Origin of the sequence: Pseudoalteromonas sp. DL2-H2.2, from assembly GCF_021532535.1 — a bacterium.
Lineage (GTDB): Bacteria > Pseudomonadota > Gammaproteobacteria > Enterobacterales > Alteromonadaceae > Pseudoalteromonas > Pseudoalteromonas rubra_A.
In genome coordinates, this window is record NZ_JAKGBD010000022.1 from 42281 (window position 1) to 57730 (window position 15450).

The following is a 15450-nucleotide window of genomic DNA, read 5'->3' on the forward strand; positions in this document are numbered from 1 at the left end:
GTGAAAAAACAATCCGGCTTTTCATTATTAGAAGTAATGGTCGTTCTGGTGATCATCGGTATGATCATGTCTATCGTGGCACCCAACATTATGGGTCAACAAGAAGAAGCAGCAAAAGAAAAAGCGATGCTGGACATTCGTCAGATTGAAGACGCAATGAAAATGTATAAGCTTAAAAACAAAAAGTACCCAAGCACAGAGCAAGGTCTGGAAGCTTTGGTAACACAAACCACCATAGATCCAGTGCCTAAGCGCTTCCCTGATGGCGGCTTCATTTCAAAGCTTCCGGAAGATCCTTGGGGTAACCCTTACCAGCTAGTGAGCCCGGGTGAAATGGGTAAGATCGATATCTTTTCTATGGGTCCTGACGGCGAAGTAGGCACCGAAGACGACCTGGGCAACTGGGACAGCGAACAAGACCGTTAATCCTTATGCATACAGCAGTCAATGTTCAGTCGGGCGTGCATCAGGCACGCCTGTGTAAATCCACTCGCCAGAGCGGCTTTAGCCTTATCGAAATCCTGATGGTGCTGGTGATCATTGGCTTTTCTGTCAACCTGGTCACTTATACGCTGTCTGACGATATGGAAGAAGAGCTGGAGCGTGAAGCGCTCCGACTGCACAGTGTGATCAACATGGCCTCTGAGTTCGCCATTCTCAATCAAATCGAACTGGGTTTTCATCTGGATAAAAAGAAGCTGGAATTCCTGGTCTTTGATGGTGAGAAATGGACGACCTTCGATGCCGAAGAGCTCTACCAGGCGGTAGAATACTCTGATGAATACAAAATAGCCCTCAGCACAGAAGATTTGGCCTGGGCACAGGATAATATGCTGGAGCAGGCAAACTGGCGTGAGTTGATGGGCAGCGGTGATGAAGAGAGCCTGCTGGAACTGAAAAAGCTGAAAATTCCCCAGGTTTTGTTGCTGTCATCGGGTGAAGTGAGCGCTTTTCAGCTCAGCCTGGAACTCGAAGAGCAAAGCGAGCCTGTGTATTTTATTGAAGGCGAGTTTATGGCGCCGGTGAATTTGCGCAAGGAGCCGGAAGATTCATGAGTGACCTGATTGCACGGACAAAACAAGCTGGTTTTACGCTCCTTGAAGTCATGGTGGCGCTCAGTATCTGTGCCGTGGCAGGTATAGCCGCGATGCAGGCAACCGGCGAGCACATCAATCACATCAGTACTTTGGAGCAGCAAGCTTATGCCTCCTGGGTGGCCGAAAATCGCCTTGTTATGATGCGTGCGGGTGCCAAAGAAGGTGCCGTTAAAAATGGTCTAAAGGGCGATGAGGAAATGGGCGGGGTGACCTGGTATTGGTCCCAGTCGACCCTGGCAACGGCCGACCCCACTTTTGTGAAGGTGACAATAGAAGTGTTTTCCGATGAGAAACGTGAGCACTCAGTGTATGACCTGACCACCTTTATTTATAAGAAAGGGAAGCGATAATGCGTGCGCATATTTCCTCCCGCCAGGGTGGTTTTACCCTGATTGAAGTACTGCTGGCATTGGCTATTCTGGCCATGGTGGTGACTGCAACCCACCAAATCCTGGATACTACGCTCAGAGCCAAAGAGGCATCTGAAGAAACGGTGGCCGAGCTGGAATCATTGCAAACCATGTTTCGTCTGATGGATCAGGATTTCAACCAGATGACCAAGCGGGAAGTGCGTAATGAGGCGGGAGACTTCAGCCCGACTTATATCATCCACGGTCGCTATAACCTCAGCAGCCAGTACGATGGCATTGCGTTTGTGCGCGACGGATGGACCAACCCGATCAGCTTGCTGCCGCGCTCTGAGTTGCAGGCAGTCGGATACCGGGTAATAGATGACAATCTCGAGCGTATATACCGAATTTATGTTGATCAGCTGGATGGCACGGAACCTCGCAGCCAGGTGATCCTGGAAAACGTTGAAGAGCTCAAGTTTGAGTTCCTGGACGACAAGCAGAAATGGCAAAATAGCTGGGATATTAAAGCATTGCCTCTGGCGGTGGCGGTCACGATCCAGCAAAAAGAGGCCGACCCCATCCGTCGTATATTTCTGACTCCGGGCGATGGCAAAGTGAAACAGGCCAGCAGCAATAACAACAATAACAACAACAACACAGATCAGGATAACAATGATGGACAAAGGAGGGGCTAGCGTGAAATCTCAACGTGGTGCTGCGTTAGTCATCGTTTTGTTTATTGTGGCCCTGGCTGCGACTATCGCAACTGAAATGACCATGAGTCTGATGGTACAGGTACAAAAGGCCACCAATCTGCAGGCTCATCAGCAGGCCAAGTGGTACAGCTATGGGGCGGAGGAATTGGTTAAAAAGGTGCTGCTCGATAGCCGTAAAGACGAGCCAGATAAAGTTCACCTTGGCCAGCCCTGGGCGCTGGAAGAAGTGCCTTATCCGGTTGATCACGGCACACTGAGCGGCCAGATCACCGATTTGCAGGCATGTTTAAACCTCAATGCGCTACGCAATAAACCGCAACAAAATAGCGGTGGCCGAAATAATACAAACCCGGCGCACAAAGCGCTGCTTGAGCTGTTAAAGAACATCGAAGACTTGCCCAGTGAGGAAAGCGAAGAGGCCATGGCAGACAGCGTCTATGACTGGCTGGATGACGACAGCATCACTTTTCGCTCTGGTGCAGAAGAAGACGAATATATGTCGCTCAGAACCCCATACCTGACGGCAAACAACTTGTTTGCCTCGGTGAGTGAGCTGAGGATCATCAAGGGGTTTAACCCACTGGTAATGGAAAAACTTTTGCCTTTCGTGTGTGTTATCCCGGGCAGCACTGAGCTGGCTATCAATGTTAATACCATTCAACCCGAGCAGGCGTTGCTACTGAGCGCATTAATGGAGGGGTTGAGCCAGTCGGGTGCTGAAGCGATTATTTCGGCCAGACCGGAAAAGGGTTTCGACTCAGTGCAGGATTTTTACGCAGAGGCGGCAAATCAAGGCGCCTCTGATAAGCAAAAAAACGATAAAATTTTTACTATTTCAAGCAATTATTTTAAGTTACGAGCAAAGGCTCAGTTCGATGAGCGTTTGTTTCGCCTGACCTCAATAATCGAAATAAAAGATGGTCGGGCGAGCATCCTAGCGCGTAAATTTGGAGGCGTTTAGTGTCAGAAAAATTGATGATCCGTGTGGGTCACTCACAACAAGAGCCGGTGCACTGGTTAGTCTGGTCGGCGCAAGACGCGCAGATCATTGCCAGTGGTGAGCTGGAGCATGCCGGACTACTCGGTGAGCTTAGTGAAAAAGCACAAAGCCGCTCGGTAGCCGTGTTGCTGCCTGCCTCTAGTGTGCAGTTAAAAACGATTGATTTGCCGGCAAAGTGGAACCGCAAGTTGGAACAGGCTTTGCCATTTATGTTGGAAGAGCAGATTGCCTGCGACATTGACAAGGCGTTTATCGCGGTTGGCAAAGCAGGACAGCGTGATGAGCAGCACACCATAGATGTTGCGCTGTGTGATAAAGCCTGGCTCACCGGCTGGATGGCGTTATTCGATGATTTTGATATCAGCGTTCAGCGCTTGTTGCCGGATGCCTTATTGCTACCCGAACCTACACAAAATGCCATCAGTGCCATTGAGCTGGGCACCCAGTGGTTGTTCCGTACGGCTGACTGGCAGGTGAGTGGTGTCGAACCGGATTGGTTGGCAGGTTATCTGAGCTTGTTGCCAGCTGAGCGTATTCAGCATTACAGCCCGGGCGAGACCTTGGGAGCGGCGAAATCGCTGGAAGCGATGGAAAGTGAGTACGACTTGCCACTGGCACTGTTCGCAAAGCAGCTGGAGCAGCAGAGCTTTAACCTGCGTCAGGGTAAATTTGCCGCCAAGAAAAAGCAGCCTCAGTGGTGGCGCGACTGGCAAAGTGGCTTGATTGCCGCATCAGTGGCACTGGTATGTTTTATTGCGGTCAAGTCCACACAGCTGTTGTTGCTGCAAAATCAGGCAGACGAACTCAGTGCTCAGGCGATTGCCAGCTACAAGCAAGCGTTTCCGAACAAGGTGGTACGTCCACACTTGCTGAAAAAACAGATCCAGAACGAACTGAACAGTTTGTCGGGCGATCAGCAAGGCGGGTTTTTGGAGCTGACCAACCATTTTGTCACTGTGTTCGATGAGGTAAAGGACTTCGAGCCGGAGACACTGCGTTATGATCAACGCCGTAATGAGCTGCGGATCCGAGCCAAAGCCAATGGCTTCCAGGTCTTTGGTCAGGTGAAGAGTATTCTGGAACAACGCGGTATGACGGTGCAGCAAGGCGCACTCAACAATGACGGCGACTACGTGATCGGTGAGATCCGCATTCGAGGTGCAGCATGAAACAGCAAGTGATTAATTATTGGCAATCTCTGAAAGAGCAGGAGCAAAAGCTGCTGATCGTTGCGGGCGTTGTCTTCTGTATTTTTGTGCTGGTGATGGGCGTGATCCGACCGCTTAACAGCGCGGTGGAAAAAGCCGCCAACGAAGTCGATAAACAACAGGCGTTGGTGTCCTGGGTGGGCAAAAGTGTGACGCAATTAAAGAGCCAGGGGGCAGGCCGTGCTGCCGCGGCTAATGTGAACCTGACGCAACTGGTCAACCGCACGCGTGGTAAATATAAAATTGCCATCAGCAAAATGCAGCCAAGCGATAATTCACTGCGTGTAAATATCGACAATGTGGAGTTTAACCAGTTGATTGCCTGGCTGGACGAGCTGACCAATCAGCATGGTGTTAAAGTGGCTAATCTGGATCTGGGGAAGGAAGATGCCCCCGGATATGTTCGCGTTAGCCGCCTGGTATTAGAGAATTAAGTATGAAGAAGATCATCAGTTTAACGCTGGTTTTTTTGCTGGCCTTTGGCGTATTTACAGCCATTAGTATGCCAGCGAGCATCGTTTTTCAGCTATCACAGGGCTCCCTGCCCAGAGCGCTGGCCATTGGTGCTGTGTCGGGTTCTGTTTGGGAAGGACGGATCAGTGAAGTTCGTTACGAAAATGTCCAGCTTAATGATGTCACCTGGCAGCTGAATGGCTGGGGACTGCTGACCGGACAGTTACAGGGTAAAGTACGGTTTGGCTCTCCCAGAGCGCTTGACGAAATCTCTGGCAACAGCAATTTCTCAGTGTCTTTGCTGGATCAAGCGGCAAAGCTGGACGACGCGGTGCTACGTTTTAGCGTTGAACAGGCAATGCAGCAGGTGACCCTGCCTCTGCCTGTAGATGCCAAAGGTCGGGTCATCCTGAACATTGATAAGTACCATACCGGACTGCCTTATTGCGATGCGCTGAGTGGTGAGATAAGCAGCCCTAATATTGATATTAAAGGCCTGACAGGCTGGTTTAGTATCGGGGACATGAGTGGCACCTTGAGCTGTAAATCCGGCGATATTGCCGTGACCGTCGACCCGGAAAACCGACTCGGGCTGCGGGCCGATGCGACTTTGGCGGCCAATATGCAATTCCGTGTTGCAGGTAATATTAAGCCAGAGGCTTCTTTGCCAAAAGAAGTACACGATGCGGTTAAGTTCTTAGGACGTCCGGACAGTGAAGGGCGTTACCCGGTCAATTTATAAGCTATGATGAACTTCAATTACGAAACGCAGCACCAACAGGCGCTGACTGATTACCTGGCACAACGGCCGGGGACATTGAGCTTACGTGGTGTAGAAGGCTACCTGTTCGCACTCATTTGCAGCCCGGATGGCATCGAGCCAGAGCAATGGCTGAGTGAGCTCACTGTTAATGATGAGGCGCTTGAAGAGCACACTGTGTTTGCCTTTTTGGCGCTGCATCATCACATCAGCGAGCAGGTGTTCTCTGATCAATTCTCTTTGCCTGTACAGGCAGGCTCTGTCTGGACTGAAAAGCAGCAGTGGAGTCAGGGCTTTTTGCTGGCCAGCGAACACTACTATGAGCGCTTGATGAGCGCAGCCAGTGTATCGCAAGAATTACACCAGGCGCTGCAAATGGCCACAGAGCAGTTGGCGTTTTTCAGTCTGCAGGAGCAGCAGGTTGCGCAGTTTTGTCAGCAGTCAGGTCAGGATATGGCGGTGTTTTGTGCTGAGCAGCTGGCGTTAGCCAATGACTTTGCGCAAGGGTATGCCGCCTTGATAGAGCAGGTCGCCCTGGCGAGCGGCCTGTATAACGAGTAATTCAGTTAGTTACATCAGATCCAGTTCGATGTGGGTGCAGCCTTTTGCACAATGTGCACTGCCCTTGGTACCTTCGGCAACCTTCAGATCAAGCTGAACAGGCTGGTTACAGTGCTTACATAACACCGTCTGGCCTTTACTCAGTTTCTTGAGCAGTGCCTTTTGTTCATTAAAAGATTTTGCACTGGCTTTGTTCAGGTGTGAAAAGTCCATTACAGTCCCGCCTCACGCAGCGAGCCGGCCGCAATTTCACACACCGTGAGTAGTTTCGGGCCATAGAAATACATATTGAGCTCGTTACCTTCACAAAACTTCAGATGAAACACCTTCATTTTTTCATTGGTCGACAGAGCAGACATAATGTAATCCTGCTCTGACTCGGTCAGCGTCAGCTCCTTATTGATCTGCTGGCGTGCCAGTTTGGCCGCCAGGCTGTATTGGGCTTTACTGGTGTCGCCTAGCAGGTCAACGCCGTACTGGATCATTTGCTCGCGTGGTTCTTTGATCTTCGGGTGATCTATGGTGAACAACGCGAGGATCACCACCACTAAAATCAGATACTTTTTCATAACTGCAACTACTTTGATCTAAACAGCCAAAAGATGTCGCCAGTGTAATAAAATGACGGAATTAAAAGCAAGTTTAGCGCTCAGAATTTTTTATTACCTGGTTTTATCTCAATGCTGTTTTATATCTGCTTTTCCCTTTAAAATGAGCAAGATCTAATCCAGATTGATATACTAGACATATGAAATAGAGGTCACTGTAGCAAGTACCTGTCCCAGGCGCGTAAGGAGCTGTGATGGACAAACAAATTAAGGTCAAGAACATCCCCGTCGATGTCAAAATCCACAAACCCGACGATTTACAACCTGACAGGTTTAACCCCCGCAACCGCATCTATGTCAGGGCCGTCACCGGGTTGCATCAGAAACTCCGAAAGCAGATTGGCTTTATCGGTATGCTGGCATTCATGCTGTTGCCCTGGATTAATTTCAATGGCGAACAGGCGGTGCTGTTCGATATCTTTGAGCAAAAATTCAATATTTTTGGCCTCACCTTGTGGCCACAGGATCTTACCATTCTGGCCTTTATATTGATGATTGCGGCCTTCGCGCTGTTTTTGGTGACCACCTTCTATGGCCGGGTGTGGTGCGGTTATACCTGCCCGCAAACGGTCTGGACTTTTATTTTTATCTGGTTTGAAGAAAAGTTAGAGGGCACAGCCAATCAGCGTAAAAAGCTTGATCAGCGGCCAATGGACTTTGACAAGTTCTGGCGCAAATCCGCCAAGCACCTCAGCTGGATACTGTTTTCTCTGTACACGGCTATTTCGTTTGTGGGCTATTTTACGCCCATCCGCGAGTTACTCCCTGATCTGCTGATGTTCTCGGCGTCTGGTTATGCGGCGTTGAGTGTGCTGGTCTTCACCTTATGTACTTATGGAAATGCCGGCTGGATGCGGGAGATCATGTGTCTGCATATTTGTCCTTACTCACGTTTCCAGTCAGCGATGTTCGACAAAGATACCTTTACGGTGAGCTATGATAACGAGCGCGGTGAGAGCCGCGGACCACGCGGACGTAAGGAAGATCCAAAAGCCCTGGGACTGGGGGATTGTATCGACTGTAAGTTGTGTGTGCAGGTTTGCCCGACCGGCATAGATATCCGTAACGGCCTGCAATACGAGTGTATTAATTGTGGCGCTTGTATTGATGCCTGCGATGGCGTGATGGATAAAATGAATTACCCCAGAGGCTTAATTTCCTATACAACTGAGCGCAACCTGGAAAGTGGCAGCGAAAAAACCAAAGCGGTGCGCGGTAAGCTCATTGGCTACTTACTGATCCTGATCGTGCTCAGTGGTGCGCTGGTTGCTAATGTTGCGATGCGTAAAACGCTGGATCTGGATATTATTCGGGACAGAAACCAGCTTTACCGGGTGAATGTAGAAGGGCTGGTCGAAAACACCTATACGCTGAAGATGATCAACAAGGCACAGGTGCCTCAGACCTTTATGATCAGTATCCGAGGTTTATCTGACTTTACCATTATCGGTAAACAGGAAATTGAGCTAGCGGCTGGTTCGACGATCGATCAGCCACTGTCTGTGGTCATTGACCCATATGATCTGACACTGCCCGTGACCGAGTTTGAGTTTGTCATCACTGTGAAAGATGAGCCCTCGGAGTTTATTGCACAGCCGACGAACTTTTTTAAAGGTCGTTAGCAGAGATAGGGTACAATGAGGCAACTCATATACATCACAAAAGCGGGTTAGCCCGCTTTTTTGTTACTTGGCCCAGCGCCATTGAGGTGCCGGGCTGTGAAAGGTAAAAACTATGACTGATTTCAGCTTTCAGAATTTAACCCCGGATCTGATCCTCGATGCCATTGAAAGCGTAGGGATTTATCCTGAGTCCGGGTTACTCCCGCTCAATAGCTATGAGAACCGGGTTTACCAGTTTCGTGCCGACGATAATCGCCGCTACGTGGCTAAGTTTTATCGTCCGGAGCGCTGGCACTCTGAGCAGATCCAGGAAGAGCATGATTTCACTCTCGCCTTGCAGCAAGCCGAAGTGCCCGTTGTCTCGCCTTTACGTGTTGACGGGCAAAGCTTGTTCGAGCATCAGGGCTATCGCTTCTGCTTGTTTCCAAGCGTTGGTGGTCGCCAGTTTGAAATGGACAACCTGGATCATCTGGAAATGCTCGGGCGTTATATTGGGCGCTTGCACAGTGTTGCCATGCAGGAGGAGTTTGCGCATCGTCCGGCCATTGATACAGCCAGCTATTTGCATCAGCCGCGCACGGATATTCTTGCCTCTGACTGTCTGCCGGATACTTTGCGGTTGGCATTTAGCACCGTTCTTGATCAGGTAATTAACAAGGTAGAAGAAAAATTTACACCATTCCAGCAGATCCGTTTGCATGGTGATTGCCATGCTGGCAATATTCTATGGTCTCAGGAACAGTTAATGATTGTGGACCTTGATGATTGTCGTCGGGGCCCCGCTGTTCAGGATCTCTGGATGATGCTAAGTGGAGACAGGCAAAATCAGGTGATGCAACTTGATACCCTGTTATCCGGCTATGAAGAGTTTGCAGCATTTGATACCCGAGAGCTTGCTCTGATAGAGCCGCTCAGGGCCATGCGTATGGTGCATTACATGGGATGGCTGGCCAAGCGTTGGCATGATCCGGCGTTTCCCCGGAACTTTTCGTGGTTTGCAACAGACAAATACTGGGAACAGCAGATCCTGGCATTAAAAGAACAACTTGCCGCACTGGATGAAGCGGCGATCAGTCTTTATCCATAAAAATTTAGAGAGAATAGTAATGTTAAAATCGATTAAGGTTGCGCTAATTGCGTTGTGTATGCCTGTGTTAGCGATGGCAGCCGACTTCACGGATGGTAAACACTATCAGACATTAACGACAGCAAAGAGCGACTCGGCCAAAGTCACTGAGTTTTTTTCCTACTACTGCCCGCATTGCTTCCAGTTTGAACCTGTGGCCAAAGCGCTGGAAAAAAACCTGCCAGCGGGTGCTGTATTTGAAAAAAGCCACGTTAACTTCCTGGGTGGCTTGTCACCGCAAGTACAGAGCTATCTGAGTTATGCCTACATCATTGCTAAGCACCATGGTAAAGCGCAGCAGGTGAGCGATCAGATCTTCAACACCATTCATGTCCAGCAGGTACAGCTTAAAGACCTCAAAGACATCAAAAAGCTGCTAGAAGCCAATGGGATCAGTGGTGAACAGTTTGATGCTGCCATGGCCAGCATGCCAGTGATCAGCGCTGAGAAAGCGATGGTTGAAAAGCAAGATACGTTCAGTAAAGCGGGTGCACTGACTGGCGTGCCGACTTTTATTGTGAACGACAAATACAAAATTAACCTGAGAGAGCTGAGCAGCCAGGCTGAGCTGGATGAGCTGGTTAAACACTTACTAGAAAAATAAGGGAGCAGTCTATGTTCAAATCAATTTATGCCGCCGCGTTGGCGCTGTTACTGCCTGTGATGGCCCAGGCTGCCAACTTTCAGGAAGGCAAGCACTACGAGGTAGTAGCAGAGCGCGGTACTAAAAAACCAGAAGTCACAGAGTATTTCTCTTTTTACTGCCCGGCTTGTAACAACTTTGAGTCGTTGATCGGTGAGTTTAAGCCTAAGCTGGACCAGGGCGTGAAATTCAAAAAAAGCCACGTTGACTTTGTTGGCGTGCGCAACCCAGAAATTCAGCAGATGATGAGTAATGCGCTTGCTACGGCGTCGGTACTGCCGCAAAAAGACAAGCTTGTTGCGGCAATGTTTGCTCACTTGCATGCTAAGCGCGGTAACTTTAATGAAGTGGCTGACATCAAAGACTTGTTTGTTGCGCAGGGCGTACCAGCAGAGAAATTTGATAAGCTATACAAGAGCTTCTCTGTACGCACTAAAGCGAAGAAAATGAAGCGTTCACAAGAGCAAATGCAAGATAAAGGTGCCCTGACTGGCGTCCCTACGTTTATCGTTAATGGTAAATACAAGCTGATCTTATCGCGTGAATCTGGTGTGACTTCACCGGACGATATTGCCGCTTTGATCAACTACCTTGCGAAAAAGTCGTAATTTGTAAGATGATAAAAAACCCGCGATGAACGCGGGTTTTTTTATGCCTCAAATTCACTTTATTTTCTGGTCAGGAAGACACCTGACTCCACATGGTGGGTGTAGGGGAACTGATCGAAGATAGCGATACGTGAAACCTGGTGTGTGTCGCACAGCATGTCTAAGTCGCGCTCCAGCGTATCCGGATTGCAGGAAATATAAATGATGTTGTCGTACTGACTGACCAGCTTACAGGTCAGCTCGTCCATACCAGCACGGGGCGGATCGACCAAAATGGTTTGGCAGTTGTAACTTTGCAGATCTATGCCTTTAAGGCGGGAGAACTGCTTTTCGCCTTTCATGGCTGCCGTGAATTCTTCACTCGACATACGAATGATATCCAGGTTATCCACCTTATTGGCTGCAATATTGTATTGTGCCGAATGAACGGACGATTTAGAGATCTCTGTGGCAAGTACTCGGTTAAATTGCCCGGCCAGGGCAATAGAAAAGTTACCATTACCACAGTACAGCTCCAGCAAATCATTTTGCAGTGGTGTGCACAGGTCTTGTGCCCAGGCCAACATCTTTTCATTTACTGCCGCATTAGGCTGAGTGAAACTGTTTTCAACCTGCTGGTAAGTGTACTGTTTACCATTAACGCTGAGTTGCTCTGTCACAAAGTCATCGCCAAACACCACTTTTTGTTTTCTGGCACGACCTATAAAGTCAACTTTATAACTTTGTTGTAGCTCCTGACGCAAAACCTGCATAGCCTCTTGCCAGGCGTCGTCCAGTGCTTTGTGATAAAGCAGGCTGATCAGCACTTCACCGCTAAGGGTGGTGAGATAATCAATTTGGAATAGCTTACGACGCAGGAGCTCGTTATGGCGCAGCTTATCCATCATGACCTGCATCATCTCGTTTACCAGCGGTGCGCCCGGATCGAATTGATCAACGCGGATCTTCTCCTTGGTTTGTTGATCGAACATGATGTGGAACAGATCGTCCCCATCATGCCAGACGCGGAACTCGCAACGCTGGCGATAGTGGCTTTTGGGGGAGTCGTACACTTCCAGTTGTGGCGCATCGAAGCGGGCAAATTGCGCACTGATCCGCTGTTGTTTTTCTTTCAACTGTTGCTCGTAGGTCGAAGTGTCAATCGTGATCACCGCCATATTAAAACCACCATAGTTAATGCAAAGAGGCGCTATTTTAGGATGCACTTTTGATTTGTCCAGCAAAGAGCAAAATATTTTGCTCTTTTATTGTACAATAGACTTAAGCTTAAGGCGTTTTGGCCGATAACCAACTATCAAGTAAAGCGGAGAGCAGACATGAAAATCGGACAGTTGAATCAGCTGTTGAATCCGGCGATGCAGCATAACGCGGGTAAAGCCAAATCGCTTATCCCTAATATGTCAATTAATACGGATAGTTACCACGGAAACAAATCTCAGGCAGCGGCAAAGATCCTCGATGACAAACTGGCGCAGGCGCTGGGGATCGAGAAAAAAGAAGAAAAAGATAAGCCCCTGTTTGATTTTGAAGAAATAGTCAAAAATGTCCTGGGGTTTGTTCAGGGGGCGGTGAAAAAAGCCAAGGCCGCCGGGGAAGATGATGACACACTCAAAAGTATGCTTGATCAAGCACGCAAAGGCGTGCAGATGGGGATTGATGAAGCATCTGAAGACTTAAAAGGCACAGGCCTGTTTAATGATGAAATTGAGGAAGGCATAGAAAAGTCTCGCGAAGGGATTTTTAAAGGGTTGGATGAGTTTGAAAAAGAACTGTTCGATCCTAAGCCGCAGCAAGTATCAGTGAGTGCGGCGCAATTCGCCAGTTTATCTAATCAAGCCGAGTATGCCTTCACCACAGCTGAAGGCGACGAAGTGGTGATCTCTTTCAGTGATGCGATGAGTCAGTCTAAGGCGGCAAGCTATGCGCGTAATGGTGACGGTGAAGGGTTTGCGTATGGCGAGCAAAGCAGTCATGAGCTTAATTTTTCTATCAGTGTGAATGGCGACCTCAATGAAGATGAGCAGGCCGCTATTAATGACATGATGAAAGACATCCGCGATGTGAGCGACACCTTTTTTGCCGGTGATTACGATGATGCCTTTGCCAAAGTGCAGGAGCTGGGGATCAACAGCGAGCAAATCGTCAATTTCACCATGGATCTACGCCAGACCAAAACGTCGGCTGCAATTGCTCAGTATCAGCAGAGCAATCCGATGAAAGATCTGGAAAAAGCACTACAGCCACTGGATCAGCGTCTGGAGGGGATTCACGATGAAGCGAAGGGGCTAGGGATAGAGGCACAATTGCCGGATATTATGGCGTGGATCAACCAAGGCCAGGCTCGTTTGAATGAGTTTCTCGACTATGCCGAAGGTTTTTTTGCTGCACTAGAATCACGTCAGGCAGATAAGCAAGATCAACAGGTTTAGTTATAACAGGGTCTGCATGAATTGCAGGCCCAGGTAAGTATTTATTTTATATCCTGACCGTGGCACACTGCGCGCGAACTGTAAATAAGGAGCGCATGTGCCACACATTCTTGTTTTTGATTCTGGTATTGGCGGAACCAGTGTACTCACGCACATTCGTAACGCTTTGCCGCATGCCGACTACAGTTATGTGATGGATAATCAGCTGTTGCCTTATGGCTTGCAGTCCCAACAGACGATCCAGCAGCGTTTGGCTGCGCTGATCAAGTGGATTGATCGTGAGCAGCATCCTGTCGATATGATAGTGATCGCATGTAATACCGCCTCAACCTATGCGTTGGGAGCAACTCGCCAGTTAACCTCAATTCCGATTGTCGGAGTAGTCCCAGCGATTAAGCCCGCGGCATTAGCCAGTCGCGCAAAGCACATTGGCTTACTGGCGACACCTGCCACCTCCCGGAATATTTATACGCAGCAACTGATCCAGCAATTCGCCAATGAATGCCGGGTTGATCTTTATCAGTCGACTAAATTGGTCGAACTGGCTGAGCAATTTTACTGGTCTGGTGATATTGACCATAATCAGCTTGTCGCTGAGATTAACCAGCTTAAACTCTCACCTGAGTTAGATCATCTGGTACTGGGTTGCACGCACTTTCCCATTATTGCCAGACCTCTGAGCGAGTCTATCCCTGAGTCGGTAACTCTGATTGATTCAGGTACAGCGATTGCGAGGCGAGTGTGCACCTTACTTGCACAAGATAGTGCTGTTAAGGAAGATAAAGGTCAGGCTCATTGCTTAGCGATAAAACACGGGACAATGAACTGGTATGCAACGGCACAACAGGTACATACGGTTGAACGGCCTGAAATCAAACTGATCAATCTTGATCATGAATAACTAAAGCATTTGGCTGGCGGACGCATTTGCGCATACTCTGATCCAAGCTCAGTAAGTAAACGCGGTAATAAAAAAGGGGTGGTAACCAGATTGGCACCACCCCTGTTTGTGTGTACAACGAGCTGCTATAAAATTTAAGATCAGTCCTGATCGTTAGCAGTCAGCGATTCTTGTTTTTGTTTCGCCTCTCTGACTTTTAACGTACGTTGCTGAAATTCAGATTCATTGAGTTCGTTGATGGCCTTGAGGGCATCTGGCTCCGGCATTTCGACAAAACCAAATCCCCGGCGTTTACCTGTGTTCTTATCTTTCAGCAAACGGACTGAAAAAACACGTCCCTTTTTTTCGAACAAATCCCGGACAACTTGTTCATTTGCTCTGTAAGGTAAATTGCCAACATACAGTGTGGTTGTTTCCACTGAGGTACTGATGTCACTACCTGTATTTCCTGTTGAGGAAGCAAAAGCAGATGCCAAGCCTCCGATTACGATGCCCAGTGCCAGTAATAAGGCGGGATCAATTTGACTGTTTACGAGCACAAAGTGGCCGAGCGCATAACTCAATATGGCCAGGAGAAGTACAGTAATCAGTGTCTTACGATCGAGAATATTCATAAGGATCTACCAAAAAACGTTGAATACACATTAATTTAACAAGAAAGGTTGCTATATTAACGACTTAATCAAATATCGCAATAATTAAATATAGAACCTGTTGAAAAGATTGCACCTTCTCGTTGGATTTCCCGTCAGTATTGAAGGTTTAAAGATAAAAGATCAAAAAGATCAAAAAAAATGAAAAAAGGGGTTGCATCGTTTTTCGATTTCCCTATAATGCGCATCCACCGACACGGGGCACAACGCTGAAAAGCAACGAGCCAAGTGACGGGAAAGCCAAACGGAAAGCTTAATTAAGAAAAATTAAATTTTCTAGTTGACTTTAAAAGTGAAGCGGTTAATATGGCGCTCCACTTCGCAGCAAGGCTGCGGTAACTGACCAAGGTTAGTTACTTTGTTCTTTAAAAATATGAAGCAATCATCTGTGTGGGCACTCGTACAGATTGAGTTCTAACAGCAGATTTCAGTTTTACTGAATGACGCAAAAAACTTTAGAGTCTCAATTGAACTGAGTGACCAACGGAATAAACATAGTTTATTCAGCACAGTCAATTCGATATCTCATCTTTTATAGGTGGGAAATCAAAATCAGAATTCAATGAGCACGAATCTTCGGATTCAAAAAAACTTTTAATTGAAGAGTTTGATCATGGCTCAGATTGAACGCTGGCGGCAGGCCTAACACATGCAAGTCGAGCGGTAACATTTCTAGCTTGCTAGAAGATGACGAGCGGCGGACGGGTGAGTA

The 15450-nt window shown here is 48.2% G+C and carries 19 protein-coding genes and 1 rRNA gene; 16 read left to right on the forward strand and 4 right to left on the reverse strand.

The window, feature by feature from the left end; all coding sequences use genetic code 11:
• The 9 genes from gspG to L1285_RS22605 are packed head-to-tail and all read left to right on the forward strand — an operon-like array spanning position 1 to position 6148.
• On the forward strand, positions 1–426 hold the full coding sequence (gene gspG, locus L1285_RS22565) for a type II secretion system major pseudopilin GspG (protein WP_235414417.1): 426 nt from the start codon (positions 1–3) through the stop codon (positions 424–426).
• A gap of 5 nt (positions 427–431) precedes the next feature.
• Positions 432–1055 (forward strand): type II secretion system protein, encoded by a 624-nt coding sequence (locus L1285_RS22570; RefSeq protein ID WP_235414418.1) that lies wholly within the window; start codon positions 432–434, stop codon positions 1053–1055.
• The gene (gene gspI, locus L1285_RS22575; protein ID WP_235414419.1) at positions 1052–1447 is read left to right on the forward strand and encodes a type II secretion system minor pseudopilin GspI; all 396 of its coding nucleotides are present in this window, start codon (positions 1052–1054) and stop codon (positions 1445–1447) included. The genes L1285_RS22570 and gspI overlap by 4 nt, the downstream gene beginning before the upstream one ends.
• Complete coding sequence (gene gspJ, locus L1285_RS22580) at positions 1447–2145, forward strand: type II secretion system minor pseudopilin GspJ (RefSeq protein ID WP_235414420.1); 699 nt, start codon at positions 1447–1449, stop codon at positions 2143–2145. The genes gspI and gspJ overlap by 1 nt, the downstream gene beginning before the upstream one ends.
• Positions 2126–3127: a type II secretion system minor pseudopilin GspK gene (gene gspK, locus L1285_RS22585; protein ID WP_235414435.1), complete on the forward strand. Its 1002-nt coding sequence runs from the start codon at positions 2126–2128 to the stop codon at positions 3125–3127. Before gspJ ends, gspK begins: the two co-directional genes overlap by 20 nt.
• Entirely contained in the window at positions 3127–4335 is a 1209-nt protein-coding gene (gene gspL / locus L1285_RS22590) for a type II secretion system protein GspL (protein ID WP_235414421.1), read from the forward strand. The genes gspK and gspL overlap by 1 nt, the downstream gene beginning before the upstream one ends.
• Positions 4332–4808, forward strand: coding sequence for a type II secretion system protein GspM (gene gspM / locus L1285_RS22595; protein ID WP_046007042.1), 477 nt, complete (start codon positions 4332–4334; stop codon positions 4806–4808). The genes gspL and gspM overlap by 4 nt, the downstream gene beginning before the upstream one ends.
• Before the next feature lie 2 nt (positions 4809–4810).
• Positions 4811–5569, forward strand: coding sequence for a type II secretion system protein N (locus L1285_RS22600; RefSeq protein ID WP_235414422.1), 759 nt, complete (start codon positions 4811–4813; stop codon positions 5567–5569).
• Between the two features lie 3 nt (positions 5570–5572).
• The gene (locus tag L1285_RS22605) at positions 5573–6148 is read left to right on the forward strand and encodes a UPF0149 family protein (RefSeq protein WP_235414423.1); all 576 of its coding nucleotides are present in this window, start codon (positions 5573–5575) and stop codon (positions 6146–6148) included.
• A gap of 9 nt (positions 6149–6157) precedes the next feature.
• On the opposite strand, the gene L1285_RS22610 is transcribed toward L1285_RS22605, so the two are convergent.
• Both L1285_RS22610 and L1285_RS22615 read right to left on the reverse strand, forming a co-directional pair.
• On the reverse strand, positions 6158–6361 hold the full coding sequence (locus tag L1285_RS22610; protein WP_046007039.1) for a hypothetical protein: 204 nt from the start codon (positions 6359–6361) through the stop codon (positions 6158–6160).
• Positions 6361–6717 carry a hypothetical protein gene (locus L1285_RS22615; RefSeq protein ID WP_046007038.1) on the reverse strand — a complete coding sequence of 119 codons (357 nt, stop codon included), beginning with the start codon at positions 6715–6717 and terminating at the stop codon, positions 6361–6363. Before L1285_RS22615 ends, L1285_RS22610 begins: the two co-directional genes overlap by 1 nt.
• A 233-nt stretch (positions 6718–6950) precedes the next feature.
• On the opposite strand from L1285_RS22615, the gene ccoG reads away from it, so the two are divergent.
• From ccoG to L1285_RS22635, 4 genes are all read left to right on the forward strand, one after another.
• Positions 6951–8378 carry a cytochrome c oxidase accessory protein CcoG gene (ccoG, locus tag L1285_RS22620; RefSeq protein WP_235414424.1) on the forward strand — a complete coding sequence of 476 codons (1428 nt, stop codon included), beginning with the start codon at positions 6951–6953 and terminating at the stop codon, positions 8376–8378.
• A gap of 112 nt (positions 8379–8490) precedes the next feature.
• Entirely contained in the window at positions 8491–9465 is a 975-nt protein-coding gene (locus L1285_RS22625; RefSeq protein ID WP_235414425.1) for a serine/threonine protein kinase, read from the forward strand.
• A gap of 19 nt (positions 9466–9484) precedes the next feature.
• Positions 9485–10108: a thiol:disulfide interchange protein DsbA/DsbL gene (locus L1285_RS22630; RefSeq protein ID WP_046007035.1), complete on the forward strand. Its 624-nt coding sequence runs from the start codon at positions 9485–9487 to the stop codon at positions 10106–10108.
• An 11-nt stretch (positions 10109–10119) separates the two neighbouring features.
• A complete protein-coding gene (locus L1285_RS22635; protein ID WP_235414426.1) occupies positions 10120–10755 on the forward strand; it encodes a thiol:disulfide interchange protein DsbA/DsbL in 636 nt (211 codons plus the stop codon).
• 59 nt (positions 10756–10814) lie between these two features.
• Here the strand turns inward: L1285_RS22635 and trmA are convergent, their stop codons facing one another.
• Entirely contained in the window at positions 10815–11912 is a 1098-nt protein-coding gene (gene trmA / locus L1285_RS22640) for a tRNA (uridine(54)-C5)-methyltransferase TrmA (protein ID WP_235414427.1), read from the reverse strand.
• 159 nt (positions 11913–12071) lie between these two features.
• On the opposite strand from trmA, the gene L1285_RS22645 reads away from it, so the two are divergent.
• A complete protein-coding gene (locus L1285_RS22645) occupies positions 12072–13184 on the forward strand; it encodes a DUF5610 domain-containing protein (RefSeq protein WP_235414428.1) in 1113 nt (370 codons plus the stop codon).
• Positions 13185–13281: 97 nt separating this feature from the next.
• Positions 13282–14085: a glutamate racemase gene (murI, locus tag L1285_RS22650; protein WP_235414429.1), complete on the forward strand. Its 804-nt coding sequence runs from the start codon at positions 13282–13284 to the stop codon at positions 14083–14085.
• Between the two features lie 140 nt (positions 14086–14225).
• Here the strand turns inward: murI and L1285_RS22655 are convergent, their stop codons facing one another.
• Positions 14226–14699 carry an RNA recognition motif domain-containing protein gene (locus L1285_RS22655; protein ID WP_235414430.1) on the reverse strand — a complete coding sequence of 158 codons (474 nt, stop codon included), beginning with the start codon at positions 14697–14699 and terminating at the stop codon, positions 14226–14228.
• A 634-nt stretch (positions 14700–15333) separates the two neighbouring features.
• Here L1285_RS22655 and L1285_RS22660 point away from each other — a divergent pair.
• Positions 15334–15450 (forward strand): 16S ribosomal RNA (locus L1285_RS22660); the annotation flags it as partial.

Excerpts from the sequence above, each read along its gene's own strand:
- ccoG (WP_235414424.1), top strand. The coding sequence starts at position 6,951 with ATGGACAAACAAATTAAGGTCAAGAACATCCCCGTCGATGTCAAAATC.
- L1285_RS22645 (WP_235414428.1), top strand. The coding sequence starts at position 12,072 with ATGAAAATCGGACAGTTGAATCAGCTGTTGAATCCGGCGATGCAGCAT.
- trmA (WP_235414427.1), bottom strand. The coding sequence starts at position 11,912 with ATGGCGGTGATCACGATTGACACTTCGACCTACGAGCAACAGTTGAAA.
- gspM (WP_046007042.1), top strand. The coding sequence starts at position 4,332 with ATGAAACAGCAAGTGATTAATTATTGGCAATCTCTGAAAGAGCAGGAG.
- L1285_RS22625 (WP_235414425.1), top strand. The coding sequence starts at position 8,491 with ATGACTGATTTCAGCTTTCAGAATTTAACCCCGGATCTGATCCTCGAT.
- L1285_RS22605 (WP_235414423.1), top strand. The coding sequence starts at position 5,573 with ATGATGAACTTCAATTACGAAACGCAGCACCAACAGGCGCTGACTGAT.
- gspI (WP_235414419.1), top strand. The coding sequence starts at position 1,052 with ATGAGTGACCTGATTGCACGGACAAAACAAGCTGGTTTTACGCTCCTT.
- L1285_RS22615 (WP_046007038.1), bottom strand. The coding sequence starts at position 6,717 with ATGAAAAAGTATCTGATTTTAGTGGTGGTGATCCTCGCGTTGTTCACC.
- L1285_RS22635 (WP_235414426.1), top strand. The coding sequence starts at position 10,120 with ATGTTCAAATCAATTTATGCCGCCGCGTTGGCGCTGTTACTGCCTGTG.
- L1285_RS22600 (WP_235414422.1), top strand. The coding sequence starts at position 4,811 with ATGAAGAAGATCATCAGTTTAACGCTGGTTTTTTTGCTGGCCTTTGGC.
- L1285_RS22570 (WP_235414418.1), top strand. The coding sequence starts at position 432 with ATGCATACAGCAGTCAATGTTCAGTCGGGCGTGCATCAGGCACGCCTG.
- gspJ (WP_235414420.1), top strand. The coding sequence starts at position 1,447 with ATGCGTGCGCATATTTCCTCCCGCCAGGGTGGTTTTACCCTGATTGAA.
- L1285_RS22610 (WP_046007039.1), bottom strand. The coding sequence starts at position 6,361 with ATGGACTTTTCACACCTGAACAAAGCCAGTGCAAAATCTTTTAATGAA.
- L1285_RS22655 (WP_235414430.1), bottom strand. The coding sequence starts at position 14,699 with ATGAATATTCTCGATCGTAAGACACTGATTACTGTACTTCTCCTGGCC.
- gspK (WP_235414435.1), top strand. The coding sequence starts at position 2,126 with ATGGACAAAGGAGGGGCTAGCGTGAAATCTCAACGTGGTGCTGCGTTA.
- L1285_RS22630 (WP_046007035.1), top strand. The coding sequence starts at position 9,485 with ATGTTAAAATCGATTAAGGTTGCGCTAATTGCGTTGTGTATGCCTGTG.